Here is an 18,698-nt window from a genome sequence, read left to right as displayed (position 1 = left end):
GTTAGTGGAGCGTCGTCAAACGCGCTCTTCGAGACGTTCAGCGATCCAGGCGTCGATCTCGGTGGAATCCCAGCCGACCGCTCGGATACCGAGGCGTTTGGCTTTCGGAAACTTCCCGACCTTCATCAAGTTGTAAATGTGCGCGCGCTTAATACCGGTCTTGGCTTCAACTTCGGTGCGGCGGAGAATGCGGCGTTCCGCAACAGGGGCGTGTTCAGTAGACATGGTGGTCACTCCTTAATGCTTGCTAGCACTCGCAAGGCGTGACCGCAGTAGATGAGTGTCACTCCGTTGAGCACATCAAACAATCGGTCGAGCTGACCACCGGTTTTTTCGGCATGCCCTTACATAAGGAGGCACCGATTTTTGTACTGATTGGATGGCATACATCGTCAAGCCGACGCAGGCACTCAACTATTTGCAGTGGCCTGAACATGATCAAGATCAAAAGCGAGATGAAATATCCACGCGACTAACATGTTGGGGTTGCGTACGTTTTCTTGTCGCAGTGATGACGAAAAATGTCGTTCTGGATTGCAGTTGGGATTTCACCTTGCGGCTGAGGCCGACTACGGCGGCGATCAGCTTGGTGTGGGGGAGGGTGAGCTGTGATCGGTGGGTGGCAGAACGACAATTGAGGTCGTATTTCCGACGAAAAGAAATGGCTCCGGTAGATACTTCCAGGGCCATACTTATTACTTTTGTGAGGTTCTTAGGCGGGGGCCAGCTCACCAACTTGCTGGGCTCGGGTGATGAACCTGTTCAACTCGTCGGAGCGTGGCTTGTTGAGCGTAGTGAGGAATGTCGCGATATTGGGAACATCGTCTGTCACCGGTCGGATAATCACATCGGGGTGGTTGCACAGGGCGACTTGCGATGACAGCCCAACTCCGATGCCGTAACCGGCCGCGACCAACATCATCATCGGCTCGTGACCTGAGACATATTCGGAGATCGACGGAAGCGGTAGCGCGTATTTGCAGAACCAACTGCGGAGGAGGTCGTATCCGCCTGAGCAGCGTTCGGGATCACACAGAATCAGGGTGTGCCGGGCGACTTCTTCGAGGGGGATCTTATCGAGGCTAAGGAGAGGGTGATTTCTAGGAATCGCGATGGCTGGGCGGTCTGTCCAGACGACCTCCTTGACGAAGCCATCGGTCCGCTCAGGGTGTACGGTGAAGCCGGCATCGATTTCATCGTGATCCAGCGCCTTGACCATCTCGTTGACGGTCATTTCCACGATCTTCACTTCGGTCAGCGGTTCTTCCTCGCGGCACCGGGCCAACAGCCGGGTCAGTCGCGGTTGTGCGAGGCTATCCGTCAGGCCGATCCGTAGCCGCCCACGGTAGCCTCGAGCAGCGGCCTGCACGCGGGAGCGCGCTCCCTCCATGAATGCCAGCATGCGACGGGCTTCCTCCCTGAAAACCTCGCCGGCCCACGTCAGCTTGACGCGACCTCGGCTGCGCTGGAGCAAGCAGACGCCCAGTTCGGCCTCCAGATCCTTGATGGCGCGTGACAGCGGCGAGGGCTCGATGTGAACCCTCGCCGCGGCACGGGCGAAGCTAAGTTCGTCGGCGACGATCAAGAAGTAGCGAAGGTGACGAATCCTCATATACCAGTAGCCTCCTTACTGTGCTGAGAGTATTTCCGTAGGGACAGAACGTCATCATCTGGTCTCGCGGTTGGATCAGCGGGTTCATGGTGTGCCGAACACTAGTCATTGAGGTTCCTTGTTGTGATATCTGGCCCTTACCTATTGGATACTCAAGCAGACATCGCCGCCGATTGCCGATGACATTTCGCAATGGACGCCTACTGGAGCATGCCGTCTGTCGGGATTTAGGCGCTTTGCAGGGTACAGGGCGGGGGCCCTACGTTTAGGCGGGTCGAATAGGGGCTCACCCCGGTGGCTCCCTTCCGGGATGAGATAGGCTATGGCGCATAGCGATGGTATGTCGTCTCATGCGTGCTCCATCCGCATCGACAACCCGGTCGGCATCGCAAGATCGGCCGCGTCCATGCACTTGGCGGCAACCAACCGCGCGGCCAAGTGGAGATTCGTCGGGCAGACGGCCTCAATGGCCGGGCGTGATCCCAGGGCTTCGTAGGAGCGCAGGAGGGCGTGGTAGATGTCCCAGCTGTCGATATCCCGGGGCAGTTGCTTGAGCACCGACTGGACGAGCTTGCGCTTGAGCGGTTCGAGTTGCCAGTCCGGCACTCGCTGCCCGCGATTGCCCATGTGGATCGACAGAAGGTTGCCTGCCTGGATCTCGTAGGTGATCCAGCGGCGGGACTTGCCCGCCAGCTTGGCGTAGTCGGCCACCGAGAGGTTGTGGGGCGCCTCGAACATCTCCAGCAGGCGAAGGCGCTCACGCTGCACCGGCGAAAGGCGTGGCCGTGCGTAGTCGGGCAGATGGACGGCGGACAGTCGCTGTACCGACGCCGGAGCGGTTGGCATGTCCGGGGTCGGGGCGGCCACGATCAACTGTGGTGCGGCGAGGTCTACTACCGGCGGCTGTGTGGCCGCTTGTCCGGCGATGGTCGGCAATCCCTGCAGTGTGATGGTGAGGTGCATGCTGGCGACCTCCACCTGATTCTGCTCGAACAGATCCAGGCGATCCGCCCAGTCCTGCATCATGACGCGACGCTGCTCGACGTACTCGGCATGGTTGTAGGTCTTGCTGACCTTGTCCGGGTCGGCATGCGAGAGTTGGGCATCTACCCACTTCTTCGGGTAGCCGATTTCGTTGAGTGCGGTCGAGATCGTGGCGCGGATGCCATGCCCGGTGAGCTGATCCTCGTAGCCCATGCGCTTGAGTGCGCCATTGAGCGTGTTTTCGCTGATTGCCTTCTTCAGGCACCAGTCTCCGGGGATCAGATAGACCTGAGCGGTCTTGAAGTTGTCTAGCAGGTGGCGAATGATCTCCTGCGCCTGCACGGGCAGCGGAACGATGTAGGGCGGAATATCGGTGTAGCGCTTGCGTCTCTTCTTGGTGAGCAGCTTGCGCTGTTTGAGTCGGGTCACCGGGATCAGCCACAGGCCGCGATCGAGGTCGAACTGATCGGGGGTAGCGAAGCGCAGTTCGCCAGTGCGCACGCCGGTGAGCAACAGCAGTCGCAGGCCCAGCTGGGTGTTGAGGCGTCCGCGGTACTTGCGCAACGTCTGCAGCATCATTGGCAGCGCGTTCATGCGCAGGAACGGGTTGTTTTCGACCGGCGGCAACGGTATTGCCACCACATCCAGATCCTTGGCCGGGTTCTCGCCCATGTTGGGTATGGCCACCGTCGCGTAGGTCAACAGTTGGGAGAGCCAGGTCCTGAGCTTTTCGGCTACCGACAGCGAGCCGCGCTTTTCCACCTTGGCGATGATGTCCAGCAGGTGCGCGCGTGTGATGTCGTAGATGGTCAGGTGGCGCAGCACCGGGAATACATCCTTTTTGAAGACGCGCCCGATCTGCTCCAGGCTGGTCTGCCGTCCCGCTTCCAGTGAAAGCCGGCGGTGGGCCAGCCATTGCTCGTAGACGGCGTTGAAGGTGTGCTCACCCGCCAGGACGATGGCATGGCGCTTGCGCTTGCGTTCGGAGTGGGGGTTGAGGCCCTTGGCGATCAGCGAGTGTGCTTCATCACGAAGCGCGCGGGCGTCCTTCAAGGAGAGGGCCGGATAGCTGCCGAAGGACATTCGGTCGCGCTTGCCGCCCCACGAGAAGCGGAAGTGCCACGCCTTGGAGCCAGTGGCTGAGACGAAAAGCGAGAGGCCGTCGGAATCGGCAATCGTGTACGGTTTTCCGGTTGCCTTGGCCTGGCGAACGATGAGGTCTGAGAGCATGAGTCCAACTCTTGGATAGCGAGTTGGATGCGAGAATCTGCACGATCCCCTGCCTCTCCCAGCAACAACGCGGAATTGGGAAGCCCCGCATTGCGATGTACCACTTAATGTACCGCTTGGGCGCGGCCGTCAGTGGATTTTGCTGGATGTCACTGGATCAAGATTTTCTAAAAAACTGAACCGTGACAATCACTTGCAGCATTCCATGGATGTCTCTGGAACCCCATGGAAAGTCGAAGTGGAGCGGGCGATGGGAATCGAACCCACGGCTCTAGCTTGGGAAGCTAGGGTATTGCCATTATACGACGCCCGCTTGGGAGGCCGACTTTGTACCAGAAAGCATTGAAGAAATGAAGTCCGGCGTGTAACTGTTTTTCAAAACCCGGCGATTCAGTTCATACCGCCATGGCCTGGCGGTGCGGTATGGCGGGGGCAAACAGGAAATCCAACAGGGCGTTGCGGGTATCCAGGTTGGCCTGTCTGTGCTCGATGTCGATGAAATGCCCTGCTCTGGCCACGCTGTGAAATTCGCAGTGGCGTGCATGCCGGGCGAACTGGCGAGCATCCTGAGCCGTGGTGTATTCGTCCCACTCGCCGTTGATAAACAACAGTGGAATCTCAATGACATCGGCATGGCTGACACAGGAGCGGCCCTCATGGTGGAGCACGGTGTCGACATGGAACTTCATCTGGGCGTATTCGTAGATTTCCAGCGAGCTGATATGGCGATGGTTGTAGCGCTTGTACAGCGAAGGCAGGTGCTTGCCTATGGTGCTATTGACTAGCTCGCCGATACCGTCGCGGTCGCAGGCACCCAGAACCTGCGAGCCGCGCTGGAGGTAATCGAGCATGGCGCCGTTAATCAGCGGCGAGAAGGAATTGATTGCAGCCTTGCGAACATGCCGAGGATGGCGCGACAGCGCCTTGAGGCTGGCAATGCCGCCCCAGGAGAAAGACAGCAGGCAGTCGGTTTTGAAATGCTCGATCAGCTCGATGATGATGTCCGCCTCGTCGTCGCGGCTCAGCAAGCGATGGTGCGTGTTGTAGCGCCGCGAATGGCCGGCATAGGGCAGATCGAACAGCACGATATTGAAGTGCGGTTGCAGGTAGCGAACTGTCTGGGCGAATGACGCCAGGGTGGAGAGCGAGCCGTTGACCAGAAGGATGGTGCCCGCTGGCGTCTTTGCTCGATGTAGCTCCGTGTAGATCCGGTAAATTCCTTGAATATCCAGTACAGCGATTTCCGCTTTCATCTGGAGTGCCTCCCTTAATGGCAACTGGCGATAAATCTGGTGATTTCTCTGTTTCATCCGGCATGCCTCACCCCTGGAGCTGGACGCAAGCGGAGACCGTCGGCGTTGCGCAGGCTTCAGACAGGTAGGCAGGTTTGTGAAAGATGCCCCTGATGACCAAAGACGAACGGGTCAGGAGCTGGTGGGTGACGGGCATCGGCGGATCACTCCGCATACGATGAATGCATCCCGCTTGAGACGTGCTGCGCCTCGTACCTCGCTTACGCGATGCGAACTACGCTCGCTTCTTGTTTGCGCTCCCAGTGAAGCAATGGAGTGTGACGGCAACAAGTCAGGTCGAAGAAATACGGGTTAATCCGCCCAGCGGTCATCAGACCTGGCGAATTTCTTCGCTATTGAGTGCCCGATAGCTACCGCACTCAAGCAATGGATCGAGCTGCAAGAGGCCCATGCGCTCACGATGCAAGCGTGTGACTCGGTTGCGGAAATGACCAAACATGCGCTTGACCTGATGGTAGCGGCCTTCATAGAGCGTCAGGCGCGCGGCGTGACTGCCGAGCACCTGCAGCTGGGCAGGGCGCGTGGTGAGGTTTTCATAGGCGAAGTACAGGCCAGTGGCGAAAGCTTCGGCGTACTCAGGGCCGATGGGTTTTTCGGTTTCTACGTAATACACCTTGCCCAATGCGCTGCCCGGCTGGGTCAGGCGCCGTGACCAGCGTCCGTCGTTGGTAATCAGCAGAAGGCCAGTGGTGGTCAGGTCGAGGCGCCCGCCAATATGCAGGTCCTGAGTATCCGTATCGGTGAACAGGTCAAGTACGGTGGGATGTTCGTCGTGGCAGGTGGCGCTTACATAACCGGCGGGTTTGTGCAGCATGTAGTAGCGCGCCGGTTTGCCGTTCTGCAGCACGGTGCCGTCGAGCGCAATATGGCTGAATTCATTTACCTCCAGACGGCTGTCGCGGCGCACGTGATGATCAACCTGAACACGCCCTGCGCTGATCAGTAGATTAGCGTCCTGGCGGCTGAGGTGAGGTTGATGAGCAATAAAGCGGTCAAGGCGCATCCGTTAGCGCTCGCCTGGGCAGGTAACGGCCGTGGTTGCGCAGGCATGGCATAGGCACGCCTGGTTGCGCTGCTGGGCAGGTACGCGGAGCACGGCAGCCGACTCGATGACGCTGGAAAAGCACCAGCAGGGCTGCCCGGTCTCGATGGCGCGTTGGGCCTCGCACAGGTTGGTCTGGCCGCACAACGGACAGCATTGCGAATCTGAAGTCATGGTAGCCCTGGCGGTGGATCAGCCTGTGGAAAAAGGCGCCATCCTAGCGCGGCACAGCGTCAGCGTCACGGGCGCACGCTGGTCGTTTTTGTGACAGGCCGGCAAACGCCGAGGGTTGTGCGCAGTCTCAATTGTCCGGTCCTTGTACGTGGGAGCTGTTATGCAGACGTTCATCATGGTCGTGCTCAGTGCCACCGTGCTGCTGGGGGGATGCGCTGGGCAGAGCAAACCTTCAGCTTCCATCAACGATCAATCCGAGTCCGTGGTTCGCAACCCTTATCGCTACGACGATCATCGCCCGCTTGTGCGCCCCCGCTTCGATGACGCACAAGTCATGGAGTACCGCTTCGTTCCCACCCGCCGTTATCACGGACGGGGCGAGTTCAGCCATTACAACTGGGTGCGCCAGCCACAACCTGACGGCAGATGAAGCTGCACGGCGAACCGATGACCTGGGCGGCAGCGTCTATGCTGCTGAGTGCGTTAGTGTCGGAGACACGGCCACCAACCGCCGATGCAGGACTATGCCGCTGCACATGAAAAGGATTTGGCTTTCCGGGCTCGGGTTACTGGTGTGGGGATGGGCCGGCCTGGCAATGGCCGACTGGAATTTTGCGCGGATCATTCCGAGCGCCGAGCGCCTTTACGGGCCGCTTGGCGAAGGACGACAGCGCCTGGAAGGTTGGCAAGAGTTGCTGGGTGAGCTGGTGGGGCAGACTGAAGCGGCACAGCTTCAGGCTGTGAATAGCTTCTTCAACCAGCAGCTGGCTTTTGCAGACGATCACTGGCTGTGGGGCCAGGCTGATTATTGGGCTACCCCCGTCGAGGCCTTGCACCAAGGCGCGGGGGATTGCGAGGACTTTGCCCTGGCCAAGTACATCAGCCTGCGTTACTTGGGCGTGCCCAGCGAAAAGCTGCGCATTACCTATGTAAAAGCACTGAAGTTGAGCCAGGCCCATATGGTGCTGGCGTATTACCCCAGTCCGCAAGCGTTGCCGCTGGTACTGGACAACCTTGAGGTCGAGATCCTTCCCGCCGAGCAGCGGGATGATTTATTGCCCGTCTACGCCTTCAATGGCGAAGGCTTTTGGTTTCCAGGGGAGAGCGGAAATCGTCGGGTAGGAGACAGCAAGCGTTTGTCCCGCTGGCAAGATCTATTGAGAAAAATGGCAGCTGAGGGCTTCCCCGGGGAGCTGCACTAGGAGAAAGGGATGTCATTGTTCAAACAATTACTGCTGGCCATCTGTGCCGTGCTGCTCGTCGCCTGTGTCGGCAATGTTCTGGTCAGCTTGGAGAGTTCCCGTGAGCAGCGGGTCGATCAGCTGCGTGCACATGCTCAGGATGCGGCTACCGCGCTGGCTTTGTCGTTGGGCAGTCATGTCGATGATCCGCAAGTGGTTGAGTTGCTAGTCAGCTCGATCTTTGACAGCGGCTATTTCACGCACATACGGGTGGTCGATCCGAGCGCGGGGCACATCCTGACCGAGCGCAGCGTGCCGGTCGAGGCGTTTTCTGCGCCGGGCTGGTTTGTGTCTTTGATCAACTTGCCGCCCCTGCAAGCCGAAGCGCTGGTCAGCCGAGGCTGGCAACAGGCGGCCCGCGTCGAAGTGCAGAGCAATCCCGAGTTCGCCTTGGCAGGGCTATGGCGAACCACATTGGCCAGCCTGTTTTGGTTGACGTCATGTGCCGTATTCAGCGCCTTGCTGGGCGCCTGGCTGCTGCGCCGTCTGTTACAGCCGCTGAATTATCTGGTGAGGCAGGCCGAGGCGGTCAGTCGGCGAGAGTTCCACAGCCTGGCAGCCGTGCCTGCCACTCCCGAATTGCAGCCAGTGGTGCGGGCCATGAACCGGATGGTCAACACGCTTCGCGAGCAGTTTCAGGAGCAGGCTGCACACACCGAAGCGCTGCGTGACGAGGCGTATCAGGATGTCCTGACTGGCCTGGCCAATCGACGTGCCTTCGATATGCAGGTCCGTTCGCGCTTGTCAGACGAGGAGGAGGTGCGCCGGGGATTTCTGTTCCTGGTTCAAGTCAATGACCTATCCGGGCTGAATCAGCGCCTGGGCGGTGAGCAGGCCGATGAGTTGCTGCGGACGATTGCCCGACTGTTGCAAAAGCGCTGTAGAGGCGCAGGCCTGATAGCACCGTTGCTGGCGCGGATACGAGGAGGCGAGTTTGCTCTGATGTTGCCCGGGCTGCTGGTTGAAGAAGCTGAGCAGTGGGCCGTAAAGATCAGTGAGGATCTCAATGTTTTACACGAGACGGGCACCACGGATGTCGAGCCGGTGGTGTGGATAGCTCTGGTGCCTTTTGCTGCGGGCGATAACGTTCAGCAGTTGTTGCACCTGATGAATGAAGGGCTATCACGGATTGACTCGCGGGAGGGCAAGCACTGGTTGCGTCTGGAGCGCAGTGCCGGTCAGGTTGGCCTTGAGGATCGCCAAGGCTGGCGTGAGCGCCTTGAGCACGCCTTGGAAAACAAGCGCTTCAGCTTGTATTTCCAACCGGTGGTAGAGGCCCGAGATCCCGAGCATCTGCTGCACTACAAGGTTTTGGCGCGATTGCCCGACGGTCAGGGGCACTATTACACCGCCGGGCGTTTCCTGCCCTGGCTGGAGCGTTTTGGCTGGCTGCTGCGATTTGATCAACTGATGGTTGAACTGGTGCTTGAGCACATGACCACGCACCGATTGCCCCTGGCGCTCAGTCTGTCTACCGCGAGCCTGGAAACGGCTCAGGGCCAGGATGCACTGCTGGCCTTGTTGCGTCGCCATGGACAACTGAGCTCACGCTTGACGCTGGAGTTGTCGAGTAACCAGGTACTCCCTGCCGCGCGCCTGGAGTCCCTGGCCCACAGCCTGAACCAGCTTGGCTTCACCTTGGGATTGCAGCATTTCGGCGGCCGTTTTGGCCTGCTGGGAAACTTGTCTCGGTTGGGACTGGCCTGGTTGAAAATCGATGGCAGCTATATCCACGACATTGACCGGGAAGAAGACAAACGCCTCTTCATCGCGGCCATCCAGCAGGCCGCCAGCAGTATTGAATTACCCCTGATTGCCGAGTGGGTGGAAACACCAGCCGAGCTCGCTGTGTTGCAAAAACTTGGTATGCAGGGCGTGGCGGGGCGACTGTTTGGCGAGCCGGCCCCTTGGGCTGAAAGGCCGAGCGGTGATGAGCCCGCTCGACCTCGTCTGGCCCAGTCGGAGTCAGGCGTGATCGACACGAATGGTTGGGTCGGCACCGGCAATAAGTGAATTGAGGCTGCTGAACGAAAGATCAACGCCTTCTAGATGAATGCGCAAATCGGCCTGGCCGGCCGAGTCACTGCCAGCCGTGAACTGGCCGGTGGAGCTGACCAGCAGGGTCGATGAGCCGTTGTCTGTGAGCAGTTGCAGGTATTGCTCAAGGTTGCCCTCATGTTCGCCCTGGAGCAGGCCACGCAAGTCCAGGCGGTCGCCTTCGAGCAGCTTGAAGTCCTTGACGATGTCGACGTCGGCCTTGCCCGCTGTGCCGGCATCTCCAGCCTGCCAGACAAAGGTGTCGGCACCCGTACCGCCGTAGAGCAAATCGTTGCCACTGCCGCCGATCAGGATGTCGTTGCCACCCTGGCCGTAGAGGATGTCGTTGCCGGCTCCACCATCGAGCAGGTCATCGCCGCCGCGGGTATCGCCCTCGACATTGAAACTGGCGTGGTGGTTCTTCAGGTAGTCATACAGCTGGGCAGTGGTGGGCGGAGCACCGTTTTTCAGCTGGAGAAACGCTTGCAAGGCCAGCAGCCCCGAGCCGTCCGGCAGATCTGTGGGTTTGGGTGGATTGCCGTTGAGCCCCCAGGGCAGGTGGTCGGCGTTGATGACATCTCCGAAGATGATGTCATTGCCTGCACCAGCAAGCAGGGTGTCGTCACCCACCGCGACGGGTTTCGGGGTTGCCAGGCTGTCATACAGCGTCTTGGCAAAGTCGATGACCTGTTGCGGTGTGTTCGTTTCGCCCACCGGGCCACTCAGTGTCTGGGCAACACCGTCGGCGTCGAACAGCACAACCTCCTCGATGCCGCCGCCCTGGGTATTGTCGAAAAAACGCAAGTAGTCGTGACCGGCTTCCTGGCCCACACCGATGCCGAACACATGGCTGATCGCGCTGAGTGGTGCGAAGGCATCCAACGATTGCTGCAGGGTTTCGGCGCTGGTGACGGTCCCAGTCCCGGCGAGGTTACCGTTATAGTCGTTGAAGTACTGAGTCGGGTTGCCGTCGGAAATGAACAGGGTGAGGTTTTCGTAGTCGTTCTGCGGCTGTTTGCCGAACCAGTGCAGGGCTTCGTTGAATGCCGCTTCGTAGTTGGTGCCGCCTGAGGCTTGCAGGTTGCCGATGGCGCTCAGCAAAGGGTCGATAGTGCTGGCGTTAAGGCCGGCAATCTCCGTATGCAGGGTGGCCTGGGAGGCGAAGCCGATCAGGCTGATATTTACCGTGCCCTGATAGCCTTTGAGCTGTTCGGCCAGGCTGCGTAACGCGTCCTGGATGCGAGACAGGTCACTGGTGCTGACGTGGTCGGCCATGCTGCCCGAGGTGTCGACGACCAAGGCGATGTTGAAGTTCTGGCTAGGGAGCGGGGGATAGTGGGTGCCGCCAGCATCGCCGAGAACAATATCGTTGCCGCCGTCGGTAATGACCTCGTTGTTCTCGTTGGGCTGTTCTGGAATATGCAGCCCGCCCTGGTGCAGGGTAAAGGTGTAGGGTCCGGACGTGTCCAAGCCACCGTCCGCCGTACCCCCATTATCCTGAATCTGGAAGCTGAAACTGGCCGGCTCGCTTCCTGCTCCTGGTTCGTGCTGCAGCTTGCCGGACGCGATATCGGCAAAGCTGATGACCTGCTCGGTGCTCACCGGCTGACCATTAAGAAGCAGCATGCCGCAGGCCGGAAGTTCGCTGATGATCAAATTTAACGCGGTATGTATCTGGCCGGTCGCGGCGTCCACCGGATCACTGAAGGAAAAGTCGTTGGGGGTGAAGGTGTACAGCTCACACAGATCCAGGCTGACGGCCTGATCGGCTGACGTCGGAGCATCATTCACGGGCGTGACGCCGATGGTCACGGTGAACGTGTCGCTGCCCCCCCGTCCATCGGACACGCTGACGGTAAAGACGTCAGGGCCGTTGTAATCCTGTTGCGGCGTATAGGTGAAGGAACCATCGGCATTGAGAACCAGAGTGCCCATTTGCGGACCTTGGATCAGGCTGTAGGTCAGCGCGGAAGCGTCGGTGTCGCTGGTGCCGAGTTGCCCCTGGCGTGGGGTGTCCTCAGGCGTGGTGATATGCAGATCGCTGACCTGAAAATCAGGCTCGCCGGGTGGCGTTGGCGTTGGGGCCGGCTCTTCCGGGGTGGCGCCCTGCGTGTCCAGGCCGGCTTTGATGTCATTATCGGCGGCGTCAGGTATGGACTGAAACGTCTGCGCTGTGGCGTAGCCCGTACTTGCCTCCACTTGACCGTCAGTGGTTTCGAGGATGATCAGCTTGCGCCGCCCTCCGGCCAGGTGGCCGGGCTCGTCGGTCACCGCTTCCGGGCCTGCCGCGGTCGGCTCGAACCACAGGCTGGGGTCCATCGCGTATTCATCCGGCACATAGATCTCGCGCATTTCCTGGACGGCCTCGCCGATATTGTCCGGGTTGCGAGGCCCCAGAGGCTGCGTCCATTGCGTGTCGCGGCCCAGGTCCAGCATGCGTCCGTCAGGCAAAGCCAGAGTGATCATTCCTCGGGTGTCGTGGTCGTTGGAGATGATCTGATCGCCCTGGTACACCCGATCTCCTTCCGAGAGCAGGCGGCGCAAGCCGTCGGGAGAGCGGGAGAAAACCACGCCGATCACGGTGTGGACAACGGCGAAGACACTGCTCATGGGACTATCTCTCCTTGACGTGAAAAAGCGCTTCCTGCCGAACAAGGTGTGCGGCACTTCATGCCATTTATAGTCAATATGTTGGCGTTGCGCTCTGCTTCCTTGACATCCTGTTGTTTTGTTGGCTATGCCTTGTGCGTTTGGTTTTGAAACACCTCGATGTTTCGCGACGAGCTGACGCTTGATTGCGGTGATCCTTGGACGGGCTAAACGCTCTGCGTAGCGGTCGGAGAAAAGACTCAGGAGAGTCGATTCGCTCGGAAGTCGAAGTCAGCACTGGAATGCTCTATTTTGAAAAGGACGTCACCATGCGAAAGCCCTTGCTTTGCCTTTTACCGCTCACCTTGGCGGCTGTCGTACATAACGCGCATGCCCAGAGCCTGCCCGAGGCTATACAGCAGGCGCTGCAAGCGCATCCACAGGTGCAGGCCGGCATCAATGGTCGCCTGGCGGCTGATTACCAACTCAAGGCAGCACGGGGTGGATACCTGCCCAGCATCGATGTCTTCGCCGGCTATGGCCGCGAAGGCACCGATGATCCGACCACCCGGGCCGCTCGCGACAGTCACTGGACCACGCTGACTCGCGGTGAGTCGTCGCTGCGTATCCAGCAGATGCTCTTCGACGGGTTTGCCACGTCCAGTGAAGTGGGGCGCCAGGAAGCCACCGTCAATGCGCGCGCTTATGGTCTGCTGGCCACCTCCGAGCGCACAGCGCTGGAGGCGGTAGAGGTCTATCTGGATGTGTTGCGCCGCGAGGAGCTGGTGCAACTGGCCGAGGACAACCTGAAAAGCCATGAGCGCATATTCGATCAGATCTACCTGCGCAGTCGGCGAGGTGTGGGCAGCAGTGCCGACAGTGACCAGGCGGAGGCCCGCCTGGCCCAGGCGCGCAATAACCTGCTGACCGAGCAGACCAATCTAGCCGATGCGCAGGTCAATTTCTTGAGTGTGGTCGGCCATGCCCCGCAAGGATTGAGCAAGCCTGTGGGCGTGCTGGCCCAGTTGCCTGGCAACCGCCATGAGGCCCGGCAGCGACTGATTGAGAACAATCCCCAGTTACGCTCGGCAGAGGCCGATGTGCTGGCCGCCGAGCGGCAGTACGAGGCGGCCAAGGCGGCGTTCTACCCACGCCTTGATGCTGAACTGTCACGTGGTGCCGACAACAACATCGACGGCCTGCGAGGCCATACCAACGAATGGCAGGCGATGTTGCGCATGCGCTATAACCTGCTGGCCGGGGGCAGTAACCGAGCCCAGCTCGAAGCCAGATCCTATGAGGTCAATCAGGCCCGCGATATTCGCAACAATGCCCTGCGCGTACTCACCGAAGACCTGGGCCTGGCCTGGAATGCCCTCGAAAATGCCCGCGAGCAGAAAGCCATTGCCGCCAACTACGTGCGTTCCAGTGTGCGGGTGCGTGAGGCCTATCAGAAGCAATTCAGCCTCGGCGACCGGACCCTGCTCGATCTGCTGGATAACGAAAATGAATTGTTCGCCGCCCAGCGGCGTTTGGTGGATGTCACCTATGCCGAACTGTACAGCCAATACCGCATCAAGGCCGCCACGGGTGAGCTGATGAAGAGCCAGGGAGTGGTGGCGCCTCTGGAAGCGCTGGCGGTTCATGATGATGGACGCCAGCTACCGCGCCTGCAGTGATGTGCTGATGTTCAGCCTGGCAAACCAGCCCGCCATCCACTGGCTTGCGGAGAGTTGATATGGGGGTGAATGCCCACTCCGCGCTGCCTGCCCTCGATCCGCGCAGCCGTCATGACGACCCTCTGCTGGATGGTTTGCTGCTGCTCTGCGCCCTGCATCAACGCCCGGCCAGCCGAGCCCTGCTGACGGCGGGCTTGCCGTTGCCCGCGCAGCGCCTCAGTGCACAGCTGCTGCCGCGGGCCGCTGCGCGGGCCGGTTTGCAGGGGCGATGGTTGCGTAGGTCGCTGGATGCAATTCCGCCTTTGGCCTTGCCGGCCTTGCTCTTGCTCAAGGGAGGGCGCACAGCCATCTGGCTGGGGCTGGATGAAGCCGGTCGGGCGCGTCTGCTGCTTAGTGAAAGCGAAGGTGGGGAAATCAGTCTGGGCGTTGCGGCGTTGCAGGCCGAATATAGCGGCGAAGTTTTTTTTGCCCAGCCGCGGCATGCCTTCGACCTGCAGCGCAGTAGCTTGATCCCGCGGGTCAGCGCCTGGTTTCGTGACACGTTGTATCGTTCGCGCTGGTTGTATGTCGATGCGATCGCCGCCAGCCTGGTGATCAATCTGATCGGCCTGTTCGCCCCCTTGTTCGTGATGAATGTTTATGACCGTGTGGTGCCCAACCAGGCACTGGCCACGCTCTGGGTGCTGGCCATCGGCATTGCCGGCGCCTATCTGTTCGACTTGCTGCTCAAGACCCTGCGCGGGCTGTGTCTGGACCTGGCCGGCAAGAAGACCGACCTGATCATTTCCGCCACGCTGTTCGAGCGCATCCTGGGTATGCCGCTGCAGTTGCGTCCGGCGCGAGTCGGCAGCTTTGCACAGAACATCCATGAGTTTCAGAGCCTGCGCGATTTCCTGGCCTCGCTGACCCTGACGAGCCTGATCGACCTGCCCTTTACGGTGCTGGTCCTGCTGGTGATTGCCTGGCTGGGCGGGCCGATGGTGTGGATACCCTTGCTGGCCTTCCCGCTGGCGCTGGGGCTGGGCTGGCTGTTGCAAAAGCCACTGGCGGATACCCTGGCGCGTAGTATGGCGCTCTCGGCGGAGCGGCAGTCGAGCCTGATCGAGACCCTGGCTGGGCTGGATGGCATCAAGGTCAACAATGCCGAAAGCGAGCGCCAGTATGCCTGGGAGCAAACTATCGGCACGCTGAGCCGATTGGAGTTGCGGGCGCGCCTGCTGTCCAGCCTGGCGCTCAACCTCACGCAACTGATCCAGCAGCTGGCCGGTGTGGTGATGATCGTACTGGGGGTGTATCTGATCATCGCTGGCCAGTTGAGCATGGGGGGATTGATCGCCTGTTACATGCTCAACAGTCGGGTTTTGTTGCCGCTGGGCCAGCTGTCCGGGTTGCTGACCCGTTACCAACAGGCCCGCCTGACCAAGCTGAACATCGATCAGATGATGGCCTTGCCACAGGAGCGGCATGCGAATCAGCGGCCGTTGACGCGGCAGCATCTGAACGGTGCGATCGAATGCCGTCAGTTGGATTTTCGTTACCCAGGGCAGCAGAGCCTCGCTCTCAAGGGGCTGAGCCTGAGTATCCGGCCTGGCGAGAAGGTCGCCATCATAGGTCGCAGCGGATCAGGCAAAAGCTCCCTGGCCAAGCTGCTGGTTGGGCTTTATCAGGCGGATGCCGGCAGCCTGCTGTTGGATGGCCTGGATATACGTCAGCTGGATGTCAGCGACCTGCGCCACGGCATTGGTTATGTGCCCCAGGATATTCAGCTGCTCAGCGGCACGCTGCGCGACAACCTGGTCAGTGGCGCCCGCTACGTCGACGACGAGCGGGTGCTGGAAGTGGCTGAGCTTGCTGGGGTGCACGAGTTTGCCCAGCGGCATCCACAGGGCTATGAGCTGCAAGTCGGCGAACGCGGCCAGCACCTGTCGGGTGGACAGCGACAGACTGTCGCCCTGGCGCGGGCGCTGCTGCTGGACCCGCCACTGCTGATGCTCGACGAGCCCACCAGCGCCCTGGACAGCACCAGTGAAGAGCGCCTCAAACAGCGCTTGGTCGAGGTGGTACGCGGGAAGACGCTGGTGCTTGTCACCCACCGCACCTCGCTGCTCAGTCTGGTGGAGCGCATTATCATCCTCGACCAAGGGCGGTTGATCGCCGATGGCCCGAGGGATGCACTGTTGGATGCCTTGGCCAAAGGGCAGATCAATGTCCGCTGAGCCACGCTTGAAATCACGCTCTGGCGAGCGAGGCTATTTTCGCGGTGGCCGAGCCTTGAGCGGTGCGCCTTTGCCCGATGTCGGTCAGGCACTGGTGGACGATGCGCCCAGGGTGGTGCGGCTGACCATCTGGGCCGTGCTGGGATTCTTCCTGTTCGCTGGATTCTGGGCCCACTTTGCCGTCGTGGATGAAGTCACCCGGGGCGATGGCAAAGCAGTACCTACTTCGCGCCTGCAAAAAATCCAGAATCTGGAAGGCGGCATCGTCGCCGAACTCTTTGTGCGCGAAGGGCAGATCGTCGAAGCCGGCGACCCGTTGTTACGCCTGGACGACACGCGCTTCGCTTCCAATGTTGACGAAACCGAGGCAGACCGCCTGGCCCTGTCGTTGCGCCTGGAGCGGCTGAGTGCCGAAGTGGAGGGGCGTGACTTACATTTCTCGCCGCTGCTCAGCGAGGCGGCACCGCATCTGGCCGGCAGCGAGCAGGCGTTGCATGACAGCCGCCGTCAGCAATTGCGCGATGAAGTGGCCGGGCTTGAAGAACAACTGATCCAGCGCCAGCAGGAGCTGCGCGATATTCAGGCCAAACAAAGCCAGTACAGCCATGGCCTTGCACTGCTCACCGAAGAGATCAGTATGTCCGAGCCCTTGGTGGCCGAGGGGGCGATTTCTCCCGTGGAAATCCTGCGTCTAAAACGCACGGAAATCGAGAACAGAGGCCAGCTGGAAGCCGCGCGCCTGGCGATTCCCAGAGCCGAAGCGGCAATCAAGGAAGTCGAGCGCAAGATCGATGAAACGCGCGGGCGTTTTCGCAGCGAAGCGCTGGCCCAGCTCAACGAGACCCGTACCGAGCTGAGCAAGATTCACTCCACTGGCAAGGCTCTGTTCGATCGAGTCAAGCGTACGCTGGTGACCTCTCCGGTGCGCGGCATCGTGAAGAAACTGCAAGTGAATACCATCGGCGGGGTGATCCAGCCTGGCAGCGACCTGGTAGAAATCGTTCCACTGGATGACACTCTGATGATCGAGGCGCGCATTCGTCCGCAGGACATCGCGTTTCTTCATCCGGGGCAGGAGGCGGTGGTCAAATTCACCGCGTACGATTTCACCCGGTACGGCGGTTTGTCGGCGCGCCTGGAACAGATCGGTGCCGACACGGTGAATGACGAGGAGGGCAACAGCTTCTACCTGATCACCCTGCGCACCGACAAAAGCCACCTGGGCACCGAAGAACAGCCGCTGTTGATCATCCCCGGCATGATCGCTTCGGTGGATATCATCACCGGGCGCAAAAGTGTACTCAGTTACCTGCTCAAGCCCATCCTGCGGGCCAGGGCCGAGGCGTTGCGCGAGCGCTAACAGGCCGTTGAAAAACTACCTGCGTTGGCAATACTGCGTTAAAAACAGGCTCGGCAAGCCGCTTACGGCTAACGCGCTTCAGCACGATCCGAAGGGCGAACGAAGTGAGTCATGCTCATTTAGAACGCCTAAACTCGAACGAGAGCCCCGGTCCGCTTCCTCGTCTGTTTTGACCAACCTTCGGTTGTTACTGCGTTGCGCCTTGTCTTGCCTACGGTTTTTCAACAGCTTGCTAAACGTCTCTTTCGCCCACGGGCTGCTTTTCGGGCTGTTGTGAGGAATCCCCTTGGCGGAACAGGGTCTGCACCACGGAAAAATCCTGCTTGCCCAATCCCTGTTGTACCAGTAGCCGATACAGGTGCAGGGCCAGGGCGCCCAGTGGGGTACTGTTGCCGCTGTGCTGGGCGGTTTCCTGGGCCAGGCCGAGGTCCTTGGCCATCAGCTCGGTCATGAAGCCGCCGCTGTAGCCCTTGGAGGCCGGGGTGTTTTCCTGCACGCCGGGCCAGGGGTTGTAGCGTTCCAGTACCCAGTTGCCGCCTGAGCTCTGCCGCATGATCTCGGCCAGAACCTTGGGGTCCAGCCCGTTGGCGACTCCCAGGGCCATGGCCTCGGCGGTGCCGATCATCTGTACCGCGAGCACCAGGTTATTGCAGACCTTGGCGATCTGTCCGGCGCCGTCACCGCCGGCATGAAACAGGTTCTTGCCCATGGCAGTGAGGATCGGCCGGGCCTTGTCGAGAGTCTCGGCCTGGCCGCCAATCATGAACGTCAGGGTGCCGGCCGCTGCGCCGGCGGTGCCGCCGGAGACGGGCGCATCGAGTAGCTCGATGCCCCGTTGCGCGGCGGCCTGGTGGACACGCCAGGCCGATTCGGGGGCAATGGTCGAGCATTCAAGAACCAGCGTGCCGGTGGGCAACTGGGCCAGCAGGCCGCTTTCGCCCAGGTACAGCTCTTCTACATGGCGACTGGCCGGCAACATGCTGATCACGGCTTCGGCATTGCATGTGGCAGCCAGCGCCGAAGCGGCGGGCTGAGCGCCTTCGCCGGCCAGTTGGTCGATGGCGCTCTGCATCAGGTCGAATGCCTGCACGGCATAACCGGCCTTGAGCAGGTTGCGGGCCATGGGGAGGCCCATGTGGCCAAGGCCAATAAAGGCGATGCGGGTCATGGTGGGTTCCTTGGGTGTGTGCTGTTCAAGATAGCCCGCCCGGCATTAACAGG

General features: G+C 60.4%; 14 protein-coding genes and 1 tRNA gene. 6 read left to right on the top strand and 9 right to left on the bottom strand.

What is annotated here, in order from left to right:
• Positions 1-15 precede the first annotated feature (15 nt).
• The 7 genes from ACTV8E_RS09560 to ACTV8E_RS09530 all read right to left on the bottom strand — a co-directional run bounded on the left by ACTV8E_RS09560 (position 16) and on the right by ACTV8E_RS09530 (position 6,355).
• Entirely contained in the window at positions 16-225 is a 210-nt protein-coding gene (locus ACTV8E_RS09560; RefSeq protein ID WP_443199323.1) for an AlpA family transcriptional regulator, read from the bottom strand.
• 487 nt (positions 226-712) lie between these two features.
• A complete protein-coding gene (locus ACTV8E_RS09555; RefSeq protein WP_443199322.1) occupies positions 713-1,612 on the bottom strand; it encodes a LysR family transcriptional regulator in 900 nt (299 codons plus the stop codon).
• A gap of 348 nt (positions 1,613-1,960) precedes the next feature.
• The gene (locus ACTV8E_RS09550; protein WP_443199321.1) at positions 1,961-3,826 is read right to left on the bottom strand and encodes a tyrosine-type recombinase/integrase; all 1,866 of its coding nucleotides are present in this window, start codon (positions 3,824-3,826) and stop codon (positions 1,961-1,963) included.
• 239 nt (positions 3,827-4,065) lie between these two features.
• A tRNA-Gly gene (locus ACTV8E_RS09545) sits at positions 4,066-4,139 on the bottom strand.
• 82 nt (positions 4,140-4,221) lie between these two features.
• Positions 4,222-5,079, bottom strand: a complete 858-nt coding sequence (locus ACTV8E_RS09540) for an alpha/beta fold hydrolase (RefSeq protein WP_443199320.1) — start codon at positions 5,077-5,079, stop codon at positions 4,222-4,224.
• Positions 5,080-5,449: 370 nt separating this feature from the next.
• Complete coding sequence (locus ACTV8E_RS09535; protein ID WP_443199319.1) at positions 5,450-6,142, bottom strand: RNA pseudouridine synthase; 693 nt, start codon at positions 6,140-6,142, stop codon at positions 5,450-5,452.
• Between the two features lie 3 nt (positions 6,143-6,145).
• Positions 6,146-6,355, bottom strand: a complete 210-nt coding sequence (locus tag ACTV8E_RS09530) for a cysteine-rich CWC family protein (protein WP_443199318.1) — start codon at positions 6,353-6,355, stop codon at positions 6,146-6,148.
• Positions 6,356-6,515: 160 nt separating this feature from the next.
• Here ACTV8E_RS09530 and ACTV8E_RS09525 point away from each other — a divergent pair, with 160 nt between their 5' ends.
• The 3 genes from ACTV8E_RS09525 (at position 6,516) to ACTV8E_RS09515 (ending at position 9,609) form a co-directional block, all read left to right on the top strand.
• Entirely contained in the window at positions 6,516-6,785 is a 270-nt protein-coding gene (locus ACTV8E_RS09525; protein WP_443199317.1) for a hypothetical protein, read from the top strand.
• A gap of 106 nt (positions 6,786-6,891) precedes the next feature.
• Positions 6,892-7,557, top strand: coding sequence for a cysteine protease LapG (gene lapG, locus ACTV8E_RS09520; protein WP_443199316.1), 666 nt, complete (start codon positions 6,892-6,894; stop codon positions 7,555-7,557).
• Between the two features lie 9 nt (positions 7,558-7,566).
• Complete coding sequence (locus ACTV8E_RS09515; RefSeq protein WP_443199315.1) at positions 7,567-9,609, top strand: bifunctional diguanylate cyclase/phosphodiesterase; 2,043 nt, start codon at positions 7,567-7,569, stop codon at positions 9,607-9,609.
• On the opposite strand, the gene ACTV8E_RS09510 is transcribed toward ACTV8E_RS09515, so the two are convergent.
• Entirely contained in the window at positions 9,562-12,243 is a 2,682-nt protein-coding gene (locus ACTV8E_RS09510) for a retention module-containing protein (RefSeq protein WP_443199314.1), read from the bottom strand. The genes ACTV8E_RS09515 and ACTV8E_RS09510 overlap by 48 nt on opposite strands.
• 308 nt (positions 12,244-12,551) lie before the next feature.
• Here ACTV8E_RS09510 and ACTV8E_RS09505 point away from each other — a divergent pair, with 308 nt between their 5' ends.
• Genes ACTV8E_RS09505 through ACTV8E_RS09495 form a run of 3 tightly spaced genes read left to right on the top strand, consistent with a single transcriptional unit; the run spans position 12,552 to position 17,477 of the window.
• Positions 12,552-13,901 (top strand): TolC family outer membrane protein, encoded by a 1,350-nt coding sequence (locus ACTV8E_RS09505; RefSeq protein ID WP_443199313.1) that lies wholly within the window; start codon positions 12,552-12,554, stop codon positions 13,899-13,901.
• Positions 13,902-13,960: 59 nt separating this feature from the next.
• Positions 13,961-16,117, top strand: coding sequence for a type I secretion system permease/ATPase (locus ACTV8E_RS09500; protein WP_443199312.1), 2,157 nt, complete (start codon positions 13,961-13,963; stop codon positions 16,115-16,117).
• A gap of 7 nt (positions 16,118-16,124) precedes the next feature.
• Entirely contained in the window at positions 16,125-17,477 is a 1,353-nt protein-coding gene (locus tag ACTV8E_RS09495) for an HlyD family type I secretion periplasmic adaptor subunit (protein WP_443199311.1), read from the top strand.
• A 232-nt stretch (positions 17,478-17,709) separates the two neighbouring features.
• On the opposite strand, the gene mmsB is transcribed toward ACTV8E_RS09495, so the two are convergent.
• Positions 17,710-18,645 carry a 3-hydroxyisobutyrate dehydrogenase gene (gene mmsB, locus ACTV8E_RS09490; protein WP_443199310.1) on the bottom strand — a complete coding sequence of 312 codons (936 nt, stop codon included), beginning with the start codon at positions 18,643-18,645 and terminating at the stop codon, positions 17,710-17,712.
• Positions 18,646-18,698 lie beyond the last annotated feature (53 nt).

The organism is Pseudomonas sp. B392_1p, from assembly GCF_052245235.1.
Classification (GTDB): domain Bacteria; phylum Pseudomonadota; class Gammaproteobacteria; order Pseudomonadales; family Pseudomonadaceae; genus Serpens; species Serpens gallinarum.
The sequence above is the reverse complement of the archived record's forward strand: the minus strand, read 5'-3'. Positions and strand labels throughout refer to the sequence as shown.

Coding starts and splice junctions, on each gene's coding strand:
- ACTV8E_RS09560 (WP_443199323.1), bottom strand. CDS start 225: ATGTCTACTGAACACGCCCCTGTTGCGGAACGCCGCATTCTCCGCCGC.
- ACTV8E_RS09555 (WP_443199322.1), bottom strand. CDS start 1,612: ATGAGGATTCGTCACCTTCGCTACTTCTTGATCGTCGCCGACGAACTT.
- ACTV8E_RS09550 (WP_443199321.1), bottom strand. CDS start 3,826: ATGCTCTCAGACCTCATCGTTCGCCAGGCCAAGGCAACCGGAAAACCG.
- ACTV8E_RS09540 (WP_443199320.1), bottom strand. CDS start 5,079: ATGAAAGCGGAAATCGCTGTACTGGATATTCAAGGAATTTACCGGATC.
- ACTV8E_RS09535 (WP_443199319.1), bottom strand. CDS start 6,142: ATGCGCCTTGACCGCTTTATTGCTCATCAACCTCACCTCAGCCGCCAG.
- ACTV8E_RS09530 (WP_443199318.1), bottom strand. CDS start 6,355: ATGACTTCAGATTCGCAATGCTGTCCGTTGTGCGGCCAGACCAACCTG.
- ACTV8E_RS09525 (WP_443199317.1), top strand. CDS start 6,516: ATGCAGACGTTCATCATGGTCGTGCTCAGTGCCACCGTGCTGCTGGGG.
- lapG (WP_443199316.1), top strand. CDS start 6,892: ATGAAAAGGATTTGGCTTTCCGGGCTCGGGTTACTGGTGTGGGGATGG.
- ACTV8E_RS09515 (WP_443199315.1), top strand. CDS start 7,567: ATGTCATTGTTCAAACAATTACTGCTGGCCATCTGTGCCGTGCTGCTC.
- ACTV8E_RS09510 (WP_443199314.1), bottom strand. CDS start 12,243: ATGAGCAGTGTCTTCGCCGTTGTCCACACCGTGATCGGCGTGGTTTTC.
- ACTV8E_RS09505 (WP_443199313.1), top strand. CDS start 12,552: ATGCGAAAGCCCTTGCTTTGCCTTTTACCGCTCACCTTGGCGGCTGTC.
- ACTV8E_RS09500 (WP_443199312.1), top strand. CDS start 13,961: ATGGGGGTGAATGCCCACTCCGCGCTGCCTGCCCTCGATCCGCGCAGC.
- mmsB (WP_443199310.1), bottom strand. CDS start 18,645: ATGACCCGCATCGCCTTTATTGGCCTTGGCCACATGGGCCTCCCCATG.